This window comes from Phascolarctobacterium sp. Marseille-Q4147 (genome assembly GCF_017968825.1).
In the GTDB taxonomy this organism is placed as follows: domain Bacteria; phylum Bacillota; class Negativicutes; order Acidaminococcales; family Acidaminococcaceae; genus Phascolarctobacterium_A.
In genome coordinates this window covers 1,255,094-1,269,984 of sequence record NZ_CP072874.1, presented here as the reverse complement: position 1 = coordinate 1,269,984, position 14,891 = coordinate 1,255,094, and the positions used below count along the sequence as shown (strand labels likewise).

At 48.6% G+C, this 14,891-nt stretch carries 14 protein-coding genes; 4 read left to right on the top strand and 10 right to left on the bottom strand.

Translation table 11 applies throughout. The annotated features are described in order from the left end of the window. Positions 1 to 162 precede the first annotated feature (162 nt). The 6 genes from KAH19_RS06015 to KAH19_RS05990 form a co-directional block, all read right to left on the bottom strand. Positions 163 to 1,041, bottom strand: coding sequence for a DUF1385 domain-containing protein (locus tag KAH19_RS06015; RefSeq protein ID WP_210683825.1), 879 nt, complete (start codon positions 1,039 to 1,041; stop codon positions 163 to 165). A gap of 65 nt (positions 1,042 to 1,106) precedes the next feature. Then, a complete protein-coding gene (gene rpmE / locus KAH19_RS06010) occupies positions 1,107 to 1,310 on the bottom strand; it encodes a 50S ribosomal protein L31 (protein ID WP_021720275.1) in 204 nt (67 codons plus the stop codon). A gap of 117 nt (positions 1,311 to 1,427) precedes the next feature. Beyond that, entirely contained in the window at positions 1,428 to 2,747 is a 1,320-nt protein-coding gene (locus tag KAH19_RS06005) for an ATP-binding protein (RefSeq protein ID WP_210683823.1), read from the bottom strand. A gap of 20 nt (positions 2,748 to 2,767) precedes the next feature. Then, the gene (gene ade, locus KAH19_RS06000) at positions 2,768 to 4,471 is read right to left on the bottom strand and encodes an adenine deaminase (RefSeq protein WP_210683822.1); all 1,704 of its coding nucleotides are present in this window, start codon (positions 4,469 to 4,471) and stop codon (positions 2,768 to 2,770) included. A 19-nt stretch (positions 4,472 to 4,490) separates the two neighbouring features. Then, positions 4,491 to 5,870, bottom strand: coding sequence for an NCS2 family permease (locus KAH19_RS05995; RefSeq protein ID WP_210683820.1), 1,380 nt, complete (start codon positions 5,868 to 5,870; stop codon positions 4,491 to 4,493). A gap of 95 nt (positions 5,871 to 5,965) precedes the next feature. Then, complete coding sequence (locus tag KAH19_RS05990) at positions 5,966 to 6,826, bottom strand: methionyl aminopeptidase (RefSeq protein WP_210683819.1); 861 nt, start codon at positions 6,824 to 6,826, stop codon at positions 5,966 to 5,968. Between the two features lie 176 nt (positions 6,827 to 7,002). Between KAH19_RS05990 and KAH19_RS05985 the strand changes: the two genes are divergently transcribed. Together KAH19_RS05985 and KAH19_RS05980 are read left to right on the top strand one after the other, a co-directional pair. Further along, positions 7,003 to 7,647, top strand: a complete 645-nt coding sequence (locus KAH19_RS05985; RefSeq protein WP_210683817.1) for a DedA family protein — start codon at positions 7,003 to 7,005, stop codon at positions 7,645 to 7,647. Positions 7,648 to 7,750: 103 nt separating this feature from the next. Continuing rightward, positions 7,751 to 8,788 carry a low specificity L-threonine aldolase gene (locus KAH19_RS05980; RefSeq protein WP_210683816.1) on the top strand — a complete coding sequence of 346 codons (1,038 nt, stop codon included), beginning with the start codon at positions 7,751 to 7,753 and terminating at the stop codon, positions 8,786 to 8,788. Between the two features lie 146 nt (positions 8,789 to 8,934). On the opposite strand, the gene KAH19_RS11060 is transcribed toward KAH19_RS05980, so the two are convergent. Continuing rightward, positions 8,935 to 9,012, bottom strand: coding sequence for a putative holin-like toxin (locus tag KAH19_RS11060; RefSeq protein WP_222859573.1), 78 nt, complete (start codon positions 9,010 to 9,012; stop codon positions 8,935 to 8,937). Positions 9,013 to 9,144: 132 nt separating this feature from the next. Beyond that, complete coding sequence (locus tag KAH19_RS05975) at positions 9,145 to 10,344, bottom strand: DHHA1 domain-containing protein (protein ID WP_210683814.1); 1,200 nt, start codon at positions 10,342 to 10,344, stop codon at positions 9,145 to 9,147. 128 nt (positions 10,345 to 10,472) lie between these two features. Between KAH19_RS05975 and KAH19_RS05970 the strand changes: the two genes are divergently transcribed. Then, a complete protein-coding gene (locus KAH19_RS05970) occupies positions 10,473 to 11,135 on the top strand; it encodes an HAD hydrolase-like protein (protein ID WP_210683813.1) in 663 nt (220 codons plus the stop codon). Positions 11,136 to 11,166: 31 nt separating this feature from the next. Beyond that, positions 11,167 to 11,859: a metallophosphoesterase gene (locus KAH19_RS05965; protein WP_210683812.1), complete on the top strand. Its 693-nt coding sequence runs from the start codon at positions 11,167 to 11,169 to the stop codon at positions 11,857 to 11,859. 119 nt (positions 11,860 to 11,978) lie between these two features. Here KAH19_RS05965 and KAH19_RS05960 read toward each other — a convergent pair whose 3' ends face one another. Both KAH19_RS05960 and purD read right to left on the bottom strand, forming a co-directional pair. Beyond that, on the bottom strand, positions 11,979 to 13,490 hold the full coding sequence (locus KAH19_RS05960; RefSeq protein WP_009146068.1) for an IMP dehydrogenase: 1,512 nt from the start codon (positions 13,488 to 13,490) through the stop codon (positions 11,979 to 11,981). 121 nt (positions 13,491 to 13,611) lie between these two features. Then, positions 13,612 to 14,889 (bottom strand): phosphoribosylamine--glycine ligase, encoded by a 1,278-nt coding sequence (gene purD / locus KAH19_RS05955; RefSeq protein WP_210683811.1) that lies wholly within the window; start codon positions 14,887 to 14,889, stop codon positions 13,612 to 13,614. Between the last annotated feature and the right edge of the window lie 2 nt (positions 14,890 to 14,891).

Genomic DNA, 14,891 nt, shown 5'->3' with positions numbered 1-14,891 from the left:
CAAAGTGATTCTTTAAGAAAACATTCTCTCCTACAAGCGAAGTGTTCAATATAACGTTATTTTAAAGGCAGAATAGTGCAGTCCCCTCTCAGTCGCCCTACGGGCGCCAGCTCTCCCCAAGGAGAGCCTCATAGATCAGCCTGCAAACCTATAAAATCACTTTTACTCTATAATTTCTTCAGGCGGCAGCACTGCCTTCAGCGAAGCAATTGCCACCTCAATCTGGCTGTCGTCAGGCTGACGTGTAGTCAGCTTCTGCAGCAAAAGTCCCGGCATAATTGCCATATGCACCAGCTTATTATCGTTATGCGCACCGGCAAAACGAATAATCTCATAGCTGACGCCCGCAATTACCGGCATCAGCACTACACGGGAGGCAATACGCTCCAGCAGGCTGGGCCAGCCTAGGAAGGTAAAAATAAACATGCTTATCAGCATGACAATCATCAGAAAGTTGGTGCCGCAGCGCGGGTGCAGCGTACTGAACGGACGCACATTTTCTACACGCAGGGGTAGGCCTGCCTCATAGGTATAAATAGTTTTATGCTCCGCACCGTGATACTGAAAGACGCGCTGAATGTCCTCCATAGAGGAAATCGCTGCAATATAGGCCAGAAAAATAACCATGCGCAGCACGCCCTCAGCCAGGTTGAGCATCATCGGATCCTCAGTCAGCTCATGCAGAAAACGCATAGACCAGGTCGGAATAACAATAAACAGACCTACAGCCAGCAATACGGAAGTAGCAATAGTCATCGCCATCTCCTTGCCTGTCAGCTGCTCGTCCTCTTCGCCGGAAACCTGCGCCGAATAGGCCAAAGCCTTGATACCGTCATATAATGATTCAAATAAAGCAATAACGCCGCGAAGCAGCGGTTTTTTCAAAATAGGATATTTATCACGGATACTGTTGACAGGATTTACATCCACGGCAATTTCTCCGTCAGGTTGACGTACGGCAACGGCCACCTTGTGCGGTCCGCGCATCATAACGCCCTCAATTACGGCTTGTCCGCCTACAGATAATTTTTTCGTGCTCATAGATATACTCCGTAAAACTAAATAAAGCAGAACCCGCATGTGCAAGCTCTGCCTTATTGTATAGATTATTGTTCTTTGTTGTAACGTTTGTTGAACTTCTCGATACGACCACGAGCAGCTACGTTACGTTGTTGACCAGTGAAGAATGGATGGCATTTAGAGCAAACATCCACGCGTAATTCTTTTTTAGTGCTACCAGTTACGAAGCTTGCACCACATGCGCAGGTAGCAGTAACTTCACCGTAATTCGGATGAATCTTTTCTTTCATTCTTTACACCTCTCTTTGCTAAGAACATTATATTCATAATTTAGAAGCTGCCCTGCTTGGCAAAGCGGCTTGCATTAACACTAGACTAGTGTAACATATCCGCCAAGTAAACGCAAGCTATTTTTTACTAAAATCAGCAACACCCTGCAGATAATTAATAAACTGCTGCGCCGTACGTCCGGAAATGCCACCGTGATGCAGCTCCCACTTCCGCGCTTCGGCACAAAGGAAGTCGTCAGCAAGCTCCAGTCCCTGCTTTTTAGCCAGCTCGCAGACAATTTTGTAATATTCCTTCTGCGTAGGCTGTCCGTAATAAATCGTGCAGCCGAAGCGGTTAACCAGAGAAAGTTTTTCCTGCATCGTATCCGACTTGTAAATGCCGTCCTCCTGCATTACATCGTTGCGGTCCTTCCACGTTTCATTAATCAGATGTCTGCGGTTAGAGGTAGCGTAAATCAAAATATTATCCGGACGCACCTCCAGACCGCCTTCGATGATAGCCTTCAGATATTTGTATTCGATTTCAAATTCCTCGAATGACAAATCATCCATATAGATAATGAAGCGGTAGTTACGGTTTTTAATTTGGGCAATTACCTGCGATAAATCGCGGAACTGATGCTTGTAGATTTCTATCATCCGCAGGCCCTGATCATAATATTTGTTGATAAGCGCCTTAATGCTGCTGGATTTGCCTGTACCACTGTCACCAAAAAGCAGCACGTTATTTGCCGGGCGGCCTGCTACAAAAGCCTCCGTATTTTCCAACAGGCGCTTCTTCTGGTCCTCATAACCGATGAGATCAGCAAAGGTAATCTGCTCCGTATTGGATATTGGCACCAGCTCTGGCGCGCCCTGCTGCGCCTGCGCTATGCGGAAGGCCTTGTTCAGACCAAGCTTGCCCACGCCGTAATCATGATAGAATTTGGTAACGCAGGCGAAAAACTCCTCAGCATCGGCAGCACCTTCCAAAGCAGTGCTGAGTGCCTGCACCTTGTCGCTGATATTTTTGTTATAGCGACGCTCCTGCTTCACCACAGCCTGATAATTGCTGATTAACGAAAAGCAGTTAATCTCCAAGGCTTGCTCCAGTTCACTGAAATCGTAGGCAAACAGCTGCCGAAAGATTTGAAAGTCATGCTTGGCAAACAGGTTGACGCTGCCATCACAGGCTCCAACCTTTTCGCAGGTAATAGCAAAGGGATTTTCACAGCTGACGAGCAAATAAGCCAGATAATTGTGCCAAAGATTTTTGTCAAAACCATAAACGGTGCCGATATCAAGCAGCTTATGTACCTGCTCATAAATTTCCGCTGTCAGTTCCTCGCGATTATAATTTCCGCCGGCAAATTTGGCGCAGATATCAGCCAACGGCTCCAGCAAATTGTCCGTCGGCAGATTGCGGTAAATAACTAATTGTGATACAAGCTTATGCATATTTTTCCCCTCAAATATTTCTACTTTATAAATTCAAATTTTTCCGTGTCGAACATACCCATATCCGTAATGCGCAGCTTAGGAATAACCGGCAGCGCCATAAAGCTCAGGCTGATGAACGGGTCGATGCCGTCTAAAACTCCCTGTGCATGCGCCTTCGCCGCAATCTCATCAAGACTGCCGATAAGCTCCTCGGCAGGCGCGCTGCTCATCAGTCCACAGATATTCAGCGGCAGCGTATCAATAACCTCGGTGCCCTTGACCAATGTATAACCACCCTGTACACGTACCAGCTCCTTAGCGGCAGCATTCATTGCTTCCGGACTTGTGCCGATAACAATCAGGTTATGTGAATCGTGTGCCACAGTTGTCGCTACCGCACCGTCCTTCAGGCCATAGCCACGCAAGAGGCCAAGTCCCACATTACCGGTACCGTGATGTCTTTCCAGCACGGCAATCAGATATACATCGCCTTTTTCCAAAGCGGAGGCAATATCCTTGCCCATAATGGTGCTCTTTTCGGTAAAAATTTCACCGGGAAGCATAGTGATAACAGGATATTCCCTGTCATCGTCAAAATGCGATAAAGAGAAGGTTTCGGCATCAAATGCCGCAGGCTTCACGCTGCCCTGCAGGCTGGCATTGGGAGTAACAGGCGTAATCTTTTCGCAAGCCATAAGCGCGTCCACGCCCTTATGGAAAACAGCCTGCGGCGTAAGGCTTTGCAGGTTGTCAAAAACTACCAAATCTGCCTGCCAGCCGGGAGCAACAGCACCCACGCGGCGCAGGCCGTAAATACGCGCAGCGTTGATAGTTGCCAGACGCAGAGCACGCACAGGCTCCATACCTAATTCTATCGCCATTTGTACGCAGTGACGAATAGTTCCTTCGTGGCGAATATCGGCAAGATGCTTATCATCGGTGCAGAAGGCCAAACTGCTTACATCAATACCTTCTTCAATAACGCCGCGCAAAATTGCCGTAAGATTACGCGAAGCACTGCCCTCGCGCACCAGCACTGCCAGACCGTTGCGCAGCTTTTCCTTCGCCTCGTCCCAGCTGATGCTCTCATGGTCGGTATCAATACCGCTGGCAACGTAGGCTGCCAGCTCCTTGCCACGCACGCAGGGTGCATGACCGTCGATTACGCGGCCCAAACTTTGGAACAGGTCCAGCTTTTTCTGTACCTCGGCGGAATTATAAATAACACCCGGCACGTTCATCATTTCGCCCATACCGAGTACACCCGGCTCATTGACAAGCTTAATCATATCACGCGCGTCCATCACACAGCCGCTGTGCTCAAAGCGTGTCGCGGGCACGCAGCTCGGCAGATTCACATAATAGTTCAGCGGCATCTGTCCGCCGGCCTCCAGCATATAGTGAATGCCTGCTGCACCCGCTACGTTGGCAATTTCGTGCGGGTCGGTAATCAGCGTGGTTACGCCCCAGCGCAGCTCCTCAGCGCAGTAATGCTCAGGCACAGCCATCGAGCTTTCTACATGGCAATGCGCGTTAATCAGACCGGGCGCAACATATGCTCCCTGCAGATCGATGATTTTTTCCGCCTGGTCATAGCTGCCGACGCCGGCAATCATGCCCTCGGCGATAGCAACATCAGCTTCATAAATTGTTTCGGTCAGCACGTCAACAACCCTGCCGTTCTTCAAAAGAATATCAGCAGGGCTGTTACCGAGTGCGACCGCTCTTACACGGTCCATCATATTTATTACCTCAATCCTTTTACACGTAAATATATTTCAGGATAAAGATTACCGCCAGCACATACACAATCCAGCTGGTTTTTTTATTTTTGTATTCGCCGCTGAGCAAGTTAATTGCCACATAGGAGATAATGCCCATGGAAATACCTTCGGAAATAGAATACATAAAAGGCATTGCTACTGCTGCAACAAAAGCAGGAATAGCTTCGGTCATATCATCAAAGTCTACATTCAGCAGGCTGCTTACCATCAAAAAGCCTACAATTACCAGTGCCGGAGCGGTAGCAAAGGCAGGAATTGCCAGGAAAATCGGTGCAAAGAACAAGCTGAGGAAGAACAGAATTGCTGCAGTAACAGCAGTAAGACCGGTACGGCCGCCGACAGCAACGCCGGCGCTGCTTTCTACGAAGGTAGTAACGGTGGAAGTACCCAGCAGCGCACCACCGGTAGTAGCGATGGAGTCGGCCAGCAGAGCGCCTTCAATATTCGGCAGCTTGCCGTCCTTGTCCAGCATTTTAGCCTTGGAAGCAACACCGATCAGGGTGCCAAGGGTATCAAACAAATCTACAAACATGAAGGAAAGCATGATTGTAATGAAGTTAAAGGTGAAGATAGCACTGAAGTCCAGCTGCATAAAGGTCGGTGCCAGACTGGGAACAGAAATACCGTTAGCAAAGCTGGGCATAACGGAAAACATACCGAGCTTCGGATTCGGTACATAAATACCGGTCAGCTCACAAATCATGCCTAAGCCCCAGGTAACCAGAATACCAACGAGGATACCGCCGGGAACCTTTTTCGTCATCATTACCGCAGTCAGCAGAATACCGATAAGTGCCAGCAAAGCACCGATACCGGTGGAGCAAAAGGTGCCGTCTGCCAAAGCAGCCTTAAACGGATACAGGCCGACAAGAGTCGGTCCCGCAACAACGAGCTTGGAATTCTGCAGGCCGATAAAGGTGATGAACAGACCGATACCGCTGGTAACGCCAAATTTCAATGCAGGCGGAATGGAGTTGAACAACGCTTCGCGCACCTTAGTCAGGGACAGAACAATGAACAGAATACCTTCGACAAAAACAGCTGCCAACGCAATCTGCCAGCTATAACCCATCTGTCCTACAACAGTATAAGCAAAAAAGGCGTTCAGGCCCATACCGGGAGCAAGAGCAAAAGGATAGTTAGAGAACAGCGCCATGAGCAGAGTACCAAGACAAGCACCCAAAGCAGTAGCGGTAAATACAGCGCCCGCATCCATACCGGCAGCACTTAAAATGCCAGGGTTAACAGCTAAAATATAAGCCATCGTCATAAAGGTGGTGATACCGGCAAGAATTTCTGTGCGGACATCCGTCTGATGTTCCTTCAGGCGGAATGTTTTTTCCAAAAAGTCTGTCATTATTATAGCCTCCTATGCTATCTATTTGCCCAAGCTGCAGGGCCCGGGCACAATAATAAAGATTAAGACTGCCTGCACAGCCGTCAAGCCATTAATTAATATGTTAAAATCTCCGGACCGTTTTCGGTAATCAGGACCTGGTGCTCCCATTGAGCGGAAAGACTGCCGTCACAGGTATAAACAGTCCAGTTGTTAGCCTCGTCAACAAAGATATCTCTGTGACCCATGTTAATCATCGGCTCAATAGTAAAAATCATTCCCGGTACAAGTACCATACCGGTTTTGCGCTTGCCTACATGGCAGACGAACGGGTCCTCGTGGAATTCTACGCCAACGCCGTGGCCACCGAATTCTTCGACAACGGAATAACCGTGCTTATGTGCCAGCTTGGAAACGGCAGCGCCGATATCGCCCAAAAATCCCCAAGGCTGAGCTGCTTCAATACCGCGCAGCAGGCATTGCTTGGTAATCGCAACCAAATCTGCCGCCGGCTTAGCAACCTTGCCGATCATAAACATACGGGATGCGTCAGCATAATAGCCATTGTAGATAGTAGAAACGTCTACGTTCACAATGTCACCGCTGCGCAGCACATCATGCTCGCTGGGAATACCATGGCAAACCTGGTCATTGATAGAGGTGCACACGCTTTTCGGGAAGCCCTCATAGCCCAACGGTGCAGGGATAGCATTATGTGCTACTGTATATTCGTAAACGATTCTGTCGATATCAGCAGTAGTCATACCGGCCTTAATATATTTGGCAACCTCATCCAATACACCGGTATTGATTTTGCAAGCTGCACGAATACCTGCAATCTGCTCCGGAGTTTTAATCATATCGCGGTCAGGAACCTCGCAGCCCTGAGCCTGCAGCAACGCAATTTTCGCATCATTCATTTTGTGGCAGTCTGCATATGCTTTACCGCTGCCACACCAACATAATTCTTGGTCCAAAGAAAACACTCCTTATCTAAATAATTGTTACAACTTGTACATTACAACCTTATAGCTTCTATTTTACCACATATTTAAGGGAAAAATCACATTTTCGGCTTAAAATTCTCTTACAACGTTTGGTTTTTTGTGTTAAAATTATTTTATATGACTCAAGGTTAAGAAAGGAAATTTTTATGGAAGCATACGCAATGTATTTTATCGATTTAATTCTTCACCTGGACAAGCACCTGCCGGAAATTATGATGGCCTACGGTCATCTGATTTACGCTATCCTGTTCATGGTAGTGTTCTGCGAAACCGGTCTGGTAGTTACCCCATTTTTACCGGGCGATTCGCTGCTTTTCGCCTGTGGCGCCCTTGCCGCTGCCGCACCCGAAGGCATGGATATTAAAATTATCGTGCCCATCTTTTTAGTTTCGGCTGTGCTGGGTGATGCCTGCAATTATATGATAGGCGAGCATCTCGGCATGCACATGATTAAGAAGAACATCATCAAGAAGGAGCATGTCGACAAGGCCAGCGCTTTTTATGACAAGCATGGTCATAAGGCTATTTTTCTGGCACGCTTTGTACCGATTGTACGCACCTTCGCACCCTTCGTTGCCGGCATCGGCAAAATGCACTACCTGACCTTTGCTCATTACAATGTCATCGGTGCCGTAGTGTGGGTATTTCTCTTTGTCGGCGGCGGTTATTTCTTCGGCAATATCCCTGCCATCAAGCATAATTTCACACTGGTAACTCTGGGCATCGTTGTCTTTTCCCTGCTGCCTGTGTTATATGAATTCGTAGGCAAGAAAATTTTAGGCAAGAAGTAAGAAGGTCTTGGAATTTTTGTAACAGGTTCTCCTCCGATAGAGCCTTTACACAGTTAAACTCCCAAGTACATATATAAATTTTAAAAATTGAAGGTGATTTAAAATGACTTATCGTTTTAACAGTGATTACACCGAAGGCTGCCATCCTGCAGTCCTTGAAAAACTCGTGCAAACCAACATGGAACAGACCGACGGCTACGGCCTTGATCCCTACTGCGACGAAGCACGTAAATTGATTAGAGAAGCCTTTGCCTGCCCGAACGCTGATGTGCATTTTCTCGTTGGCGGCACCCAAACAAACCTGACGGTTATCTGTGCTGCATTGCGTCCGCATCAGGCTGTTTACGGCGCTGTTCCCAGCCATATCAATACGCATGAGGCCGGTGCTATTGAGCATGTAGGCCACCGCGTACTGCCGCTTCCGAGCGAGGACGGCAAGCTCACCGCCGAGCAAATCCGCCACGAATGGAAAATGTACGATACCGACCCCAGCCGTGAGCATTGGGCTCAGCCTAAAATGGTTTATATATCCCAACCGACTGAAATCGGCAGCATGTACAGCAAAAACGAGCTGCAGGATTTATATCAGGCCTGCAAGGACTGCGGTCTTTACCTCTTTGTTGACGGCGCACGCTTAGGCTATGTTCTCGGCGCTCCCGACAACGATATGACTGCTGCAGACTTGGCAGCCAACTGCGACGTCTTCTATATCGGCGGTACCAAATGCGGCCTGCTCTTCGGCGAAGCAGTTGTTATTTTGAACGATGCACTCAAGCCTGACTTCCGCACTATTGCTAAGCAATGCGGTTCTATCATGGCCAAAGGACGTCTGCTTGGCGTACAGTTCGGCGCAATTATGAAAGATGACCTTTACAGCAAAATCTGCGGCAAGGGCACACTGCAGGCGCTGAAAATCCGTGATGCACTGTTAGCCAAAGGCTTTAAGTTCGTTACCGAGTCCCCCACCAACCAGCAATTTGTGATTATGACTCCGGCACAGTTTGAAAAGCTGAGCGAGGAATTTGCTCTCAGCCACATTGCTTATCTGGAGGACGGCAATTACAGCGTGCGCATCTGCACCAGCTGGGCAACCAAGGACGAAGAGGTTGACAGACTCATTGCTATGATCAACGAGTTGTAAGCTTGACAGAAAACGTAAATTTGCTATAATAAAGACAAAGAGAGACTCTGACAGTCGCATGTCAGCCCTCTCTGTTAATTGTGTATATTTGACAAAAGGCTGACATTGACCTCTAATGTCGGTCTTTTGTTATATTGTAAGCAAAATTACTTACGTTTAGACATAATGGTCGCAACAAGCAAACCAAATGTTAACATTATCTGTAACGCTTCGGCTACTGTCATGCTCCCACCTCCTTACGGAGGAACCGACCTGTCAGAATCTCTAGTGTTATTATAACAGCTATTCTATTTATTGACAATATGTTCACGAAAATAAAAAGACGGTCGCTTGACCGTCTTTTTATTTTGCGCTTGTTACTTCAGTTTTTCTACAACGCTCTGCAGCTTTTCCTGCCAATCGGCGCAATAATCCGCACCGCCCTGCGCGCAATCGCTCTTGCCGCCGCCACGGCCGCCAAAGGCTTCGTTGAGCAGCTTAATAACACTGCGGCAATCACCTGCAGTATCAGCACCCAAAGCAACTGCATAGCTGATGCGCTCATGCTGCACTGCTACCAAAAGGCTCAGCGTGTTTGCCAAGGCAGTAACCTTCGGCAGAAAGGCTTTGATATCCTTGGCATCGTGACCTTCCATAGGCAAAGCCAAAACTTTTACTCCGTCAGCATTCACCGGTGCAGCAGCATACGTTTCCTGCAGCTTTTCCTCTTCAATCTTCAAAAGCTTACTCTTGGCAACATCAAGCTGTGCCAGCAAATCATTTTTCTGCTTACTTACGGCAGCAGGCACCTGCTCAGGCTTCACGGAAAGACTTGCAGCAACATTTAGCAAAGTGCTGTTCTTGGTGTCCGCATCAAGCAGTGCTCTGCGGCCGCAAACAAACTCTACGCGACAACCGCCCTTGTGCTTTTCATGGCGGATGACCTTAACGCTGCCCAGCATTCCTGTAAACGGCGGGTGCGTACCGCAGCAGGTACAGATATCGGCATCCTCAACCGAGACGATACGCAGCGTACCTGTCAGCTTGCTGTTGAACTTACGCATTTTATCCTTCAGCTTGACAGCCTCTGTGCTGTCCATGTAGCTGATATGTACCGGGCGATTCTCCCAGATGATCTCATTCGTATATAATTCTGCCTGCAGCAGCTCCTCGTCCGTCAGCTCCTTGTCAAGGTCAATAAAAACATCATCCTCATTCATATGAAAGCCGATGTTGTTGGCCTTAAACAGCTTCCAGCATGCGTAGGACAAAAGATGCTCGCCCAAATGCTGCTGCATTCTGTCCAAACGCACAGGCCAGTCCAGCACAGCCTCTGCCTCAACACCAACCTCCAACGGCTTGTCGCACTCATGGTAAATGTGACCATCCTTTTCGCTTACGTGGCTTACAACAGCATCAGCCAGCTTACCTCTGTCGCTCAACTGACCGCCGCCCTCCGGAAAGAAAACCGTCTGGTCAAGCTCAACCAGATATTTGCCATCCTTAGGCGTGCAGGCCGTAACCTTCGCCACACACTGTTTGAGCAAAGAATTATTTTCAAAAAGCTTAATTGTCATTTTTTATTCCCCCTCATGAAATCTATCTGTCTCTAATAACCATTATTGTATCACTAATTTGCTAAAGTGTGTTATAATCAGTTATACAAGTCCAAAAAAATTCTATTGAAGCGAATAAGGAGCAATAAATGTTTCAAAATTTACTCTTTGATTTAGACGGTACCCTGACAAATTCCGCCGAGGGTATCACCAAATGCGTACAATACGCCCTGCGCGCTCAAAATATCGAAGAGCCTGATTTAAAAAAGCTGGAGGTTTTCATCGGCCCGCCTCTGCGCGACAGCTTTATCAAATATTACGGCATGACCAGAGAGCAGGCTGAAATCGGCGTAGAAAAATATCGCGAACGCTACACCGATATCGGCATTTGGGAAAACAAGGTTTATCCCGGTATCATGGAGCTATTGGCAGACCTGCAGCAGGATGGCCGCCGCCTCGGTATGGCTACCGCCAAGCCGGAGGTTTTTGCGCTGCGAATTGCCGAACGCTTTGGCTTTAATCCCTATCTGGAAGATATCACCGGCTGCAGCCTAGACGGCAAAACAGACAAAAAAGCTTTGGTAGTTGCCGCCGCTTTGGAAAAATGGCAACTCACTACGCCGGAAGCTAAAAAGACTATAGCACTTATCGGCGACCGTCGTGAGGACGTTCTCGCCGCTCACGCCAACGGTATCGCCTGCATCGGTGCAGGCTTCGGCTTCGGCAGCTACGAGGAACTGTCGGAGGCAGGTGCCGATTACTATGTTTCTGATGTTCCGGCCTTAGCACGCTTCCTGCTGAACAGAGTCTAAAATAAAATCAACACTTACAGGTGATAATATTATGCATATTTACGCAATAGGCGACCTGCATTTATCAGGCGAACCGGCAAGCAAGCCCATGGAGGTTTTCGGGGAGCATTGGCGCAACCATAAGGAAAAGGTTGCCGCTAATTGGCAAAACACCGTAACCGCACAGGACACCGTTATTGTCTGCGGTGACATTTCCTGGGCCATGACTTTGGAAGAAGCAGCACAGGATTTAGACTGGTTGGCGCAGCTTCCCGGTCGCAAGCTGCTGCTGCGCGGCAACCATGATTACTGGTGGAGCAGCTTGAGCAAAATGCAGCAGCGTTACGGCGCTCATTTTGAATTTCTGCAGAACGACTGCATTATGGCAGAGGATATTGCTGTCTGCGGCACCCGCGGCTGGCTGCTGCCCTCAGCCGAAAGCTTCAGTGACGCCGACAGAAAAATTTACAATCGCGAGGGAATCCGCCTGGAGCTTTCCCTGCAGCAGGCGCATAAAATGCAGGCGCAGCAGATAATTACGGCCTTTCACTATCCGCCGCTCTTTGCACGCACGGAGCACACCTGCTTTACTAATCTTATGCTGCGGTACGGCGTGCAGCACTGTGTCTACGGCCACATTCACGGTGAAAACCACATTCCTGTTTTTGAAGGATTGCGCGAAGGAATCAACTATAAGCTGGTTTCCTGCGATACGCAAAGCTTTCAGCTTTACAGGGTAATATAACAGCGAAACTTCGCTGAAAAACAGACAGGCTCCCCTGAACGATTCGTTCAGTGGAGCTTTTTGTATAGAAAAACAAGCCCTCGAATTTCTTCGAGAGCTTGCCATTTACATTCATTTAATTATTTAGGATAGTTGCTGTTGGAGTTTTCTTTCAACATAACGTCATGTGCGCCGCCTTCAACCAAGCTGGTTGCGGAAACCAAAGTCAGCTTAGCCTTCTCCTGCAGCTCGCGGATGTTCAGAGCACCGCAGTTGCACATGGTGGAACGAACCTTAGCCAAGGTCAGGTTTACGTTATCCTTCAGGCTGCCTGCGTACGGAACATAGGAATCAACGCCTTCTTCGAAGGACAGCTTAGCTGCGCCGCCCATGTCATAACGTTGCCAGTTACGTGCACGGCTGGAACCTTCGCCCCAGTATTCCTTCATGTAGGTGCCGTTAATGTTAACCTTGTTGGTCGGGCTTTCGTCGAAACGAGCGAAGTAACGGCCCAGCATCATGAAGTCAGCTCCCATAGCCAGAGCCAGAGTCATGTGGTAGTCATAAACGATACCACCGTCGGAGCATACAGGAATGTATACGCCGGTTTCTTCGAAGTATTCGTCACGAGCCTTGCAAACGTCAATCAAAGCAGTTGCCTGGCCACGGCCAATACCTTTTTGCTCACGGGTAATGCAGATAGAACCGCCGCCGATACCAACTTTAATGAAGTCAGCGCCAGCCTCAGCCAAGAAGCGGAAGCCTTCAGCGTCTACTACGTTGCCTGCACCAACCTTAACGCTGTCACCGTAGTGCTCACGGATCCAGTCCAGGGTGATTTTCTGCCATGCGCTGTAGCCTTCGGAGGAGTCAATGCAGAGTACGTCTACGCCTGCATCAATCAATGCGGGAACACGCTCAGCATAGTCGCGGGTGTTGATACCTGCGCCAACGATGTGGCGTTTTTTGCTGTCCAGCAGCTCCAACGGATATTCTTTATGAGTTGCATAGTCTTTACGGAATACCATGTACAGCATACGGCCGTCGTCATCAACGATAGGCAGAGTGTTGAGTTTTTTCTCCCAGATGATATCGTTAGCCTGTTGCAGGGTGGTATCTTTCGGAGCATAAACCATTTTGTCAATCGGAGTCATGAAGTCACGAACCTTAGCATCCATAGACATACGGCTCGGACGATAGTCACGGCTGGTAACAATGCCTTCCAGCTTGCCGTTAGCGGTACCATCGCTGGTAACAGCAACAGTGGAGTGACCGGTGCGTTCCTTCAGTGCCAAGATGTCAGCCAGAGTGCTGTCCGGACGGATATTGGAGTCGCTGCTTACAAAGCCTGCACGATAGCCTTTAACGCGAGCAACCATAGCAGCTTCGTCCTCTACGGATTGAGAACCATAGATGAAAGAAACGCCGCCCTCTTTGGAAAGAGCTACAGCCAGCTTTTCGCCGGAAACAGCCTGCATGATAGCAGAAACCATCGGGATGTTCATAGTAATTGCCGGCTCTTCACCTTTTTTGTATTTAACCAGCGGCGTACGCAGGTCTACATTGGCGGGGATACATTTTTCGGAGGAATAACCGGGAACTAACAGGTACTCACTAAATGTGTGAGCAGGTTCATCATAATAAAAAGCCATTCTTTCATCATCCTTTTCTTAATAATTTTTTGTTTACCACAGCCAAAGCAATTGTTAATCATGTAACATAATTACTTGAAAAAATTGCTTTTCTGCGGTCCGAGTAGGTATTTTATCTATTTTACCTCTTTAAGGCTCTCCATGCAATATCTTTTCTGCAAAAAGCACCATTAAAATTAATTTTTTCTACAGCAGTATATGCACGGTCACGTGCAGCCTTGATATTTGCGTCTACGGCAGTTACGCCAAGCACACGTCCGCCGTTGGTAAGAACCTTAGCGCCATCAGCTTTGGTACCTGCGTGGAATACAACAACGTCTTTATCTGCAGCAGCGTCAGCCAGACCGGTAATTTCCATACCCTTGGCATAGCTTTCGGGATAACCGCCGGAAGCCATTACTACGCATACAGCAGCCTTGTCATACCAGCCGAAGTCTACCTGATCCAAAGTTCCGGTAGCGCAGGCCAGCATAATTTCAGCCAAATCACCGTCAAGCAACGGTAACACTACCTGAGTTTCGGGGTCACCGAAGCGGCAGTTGAACTCTACAACCTTCACGCTGTCGCCCTTGATCATCAGGCCGGCATAGAGGCAGCCCTGATACGGCATGCCTTCTGCTGCCATGGCAGCGATAACAGGCTTCAGAATCAGCTCGGTTGCTTTTAAACGCAGCACGTCGGTCATAACCGGAGCGGGAGCATAGGTGCCCATACCGCCGGTGTTGGGGCCTTCATCGCCGTCAAATACGCGCTTGTGGTCCTGGGAAGCAATCATCGGCACAATGGTCTTGCCGTCGGTAAATGCCAGGAGAGAAGCCTCCTCGCCTTCCATGTATTCTTCCAGAACGAGGCGTGCGCCTGCGTTGCCGAATTTATGGTCAGCCATCATTTCGTCGATAGCGTCAAGTGCTTCCTGCTTAGTCATTGCAACAACAACGCCCTTGCCTGCTGCAAGACCGTCAGCCTTAACTACGATAGGTGCGCCCTTTTCTTCAACATAAGCCTTAGCGGTTTCAATATCCTCGCAAATTTTGAAGAAGGCGGTAGGAATATTGTATTTTGCCATCAGCTCTTTGGAAAACGCTTTGGAGCCTTCCAGCTGCGCTGCAGCCTTGGAAGGACCGAACACCGGCAGACCGCGGCGTTTGCAAACGTCCGCAAGACCTGCAACAAGCGGTGCTTCAGGACCTACAACGGTCAGGTCAATGCTCTTTTCCTCAGCGTAATCTGCTACACCCTCCAGATTTTCAACATCCAGAGCAATGCATTCGCATTTAGGCAGCAGTGCCATGCCCGGGTTGCCGGGAGCAGCATAAATTTTTTCAACCTTAGGGCTTTGCGCCAGCTTCCACGCTAAAGCGTGTTCGCGGCCGCCGCCACCGATTAATAAAATATTCATGG

Coding starts and splice junctions, on each gene's coding strand:
- KAH19_RS05975 (WP_210683814.1), bottom strand. CDS start 10,344: ATGACAATTAAGCTTTTTGAAAATAATTCTTTGCTCAAACAGTGTGTG.
- KAH19_RS05995 (WP_210683820.1), bottom strand. CDS start 5,870: ATGACAGACTTTTTGGAAAAAACATTCCGCCTGAAGGAACATCAGACG.
- KAH19_RS11060 (WP_222859573.1), bottom strand. CDS start 9,012: ATGACAGTAGCCGAAGCGTTACAGATAATGTTAACATTTGGTTTGCTT.
- purD (WP_210683811.1), bottom strand. CDS start 14,889: ATGAATATTTTATTAATCGGTGGCGGCGGCCGCGAACACGCTTTAGCG.
- KAH19_RS05960 (WP_009146068.1), bottom strand. CDS start 13,490: ATGGCTTTTTATTATGATGAACCTGCTCACACATTTAGTGAGTACCTG.
- KAH19_RS06005 (WP_210683823.1), bottom strand. CDS start 2,747: ATGCATAAGCTTGTATCACAATTAGTTATTTACCGCAATCTGCCGACG.
- rpmE (WP_021720275.1), bottom strand. CDS start 1,310: ATGAAAGAAAAGATTCATCCGAATTACGGTGAAGTTACTGCTACCTGC.
- KAH19_RS05965 (WP_210683812.1), top strand. CDS start 11,167: ATGCATATTTACGCAATAGGCGACCTGCATTTATCAGGCGAACCGGCA.
- KAH19_RS06015 (WP_210683825.1), bottom strand. CDS start 1,041: ATGAGCACGAAAAAATTATCTGTAGGCGGACAAGCCGTAATTGAGGGC.
- KAH19_RS05980 (WP_210683816.1), top strand. CDS start 7,751: ATGACTTATCGTTTTAACAGTGATTACACCGAAGGCTGCCATCCTGCA.
- KAH19_RS05985 (WP_210683817.1), top strand. CDS start 7,003: ATGGAAGCATACGCAATGTATTTTATCGATTTAATTCTTCACCTGGAC.
- ade (WP_210683822.1), bottom strand. CDS start 4,471: ATGATGGACCGTGTAAGAGCGGTCGCACTCGGTAACAGCCCTGCTGAT.
- KAH19_RS05970 (WP_210683813.1), top strand. CDS start 10,473: ATGTTTCAAAATTTACTCTTTGATTTAGACGGTACCCTGACAAATTCC.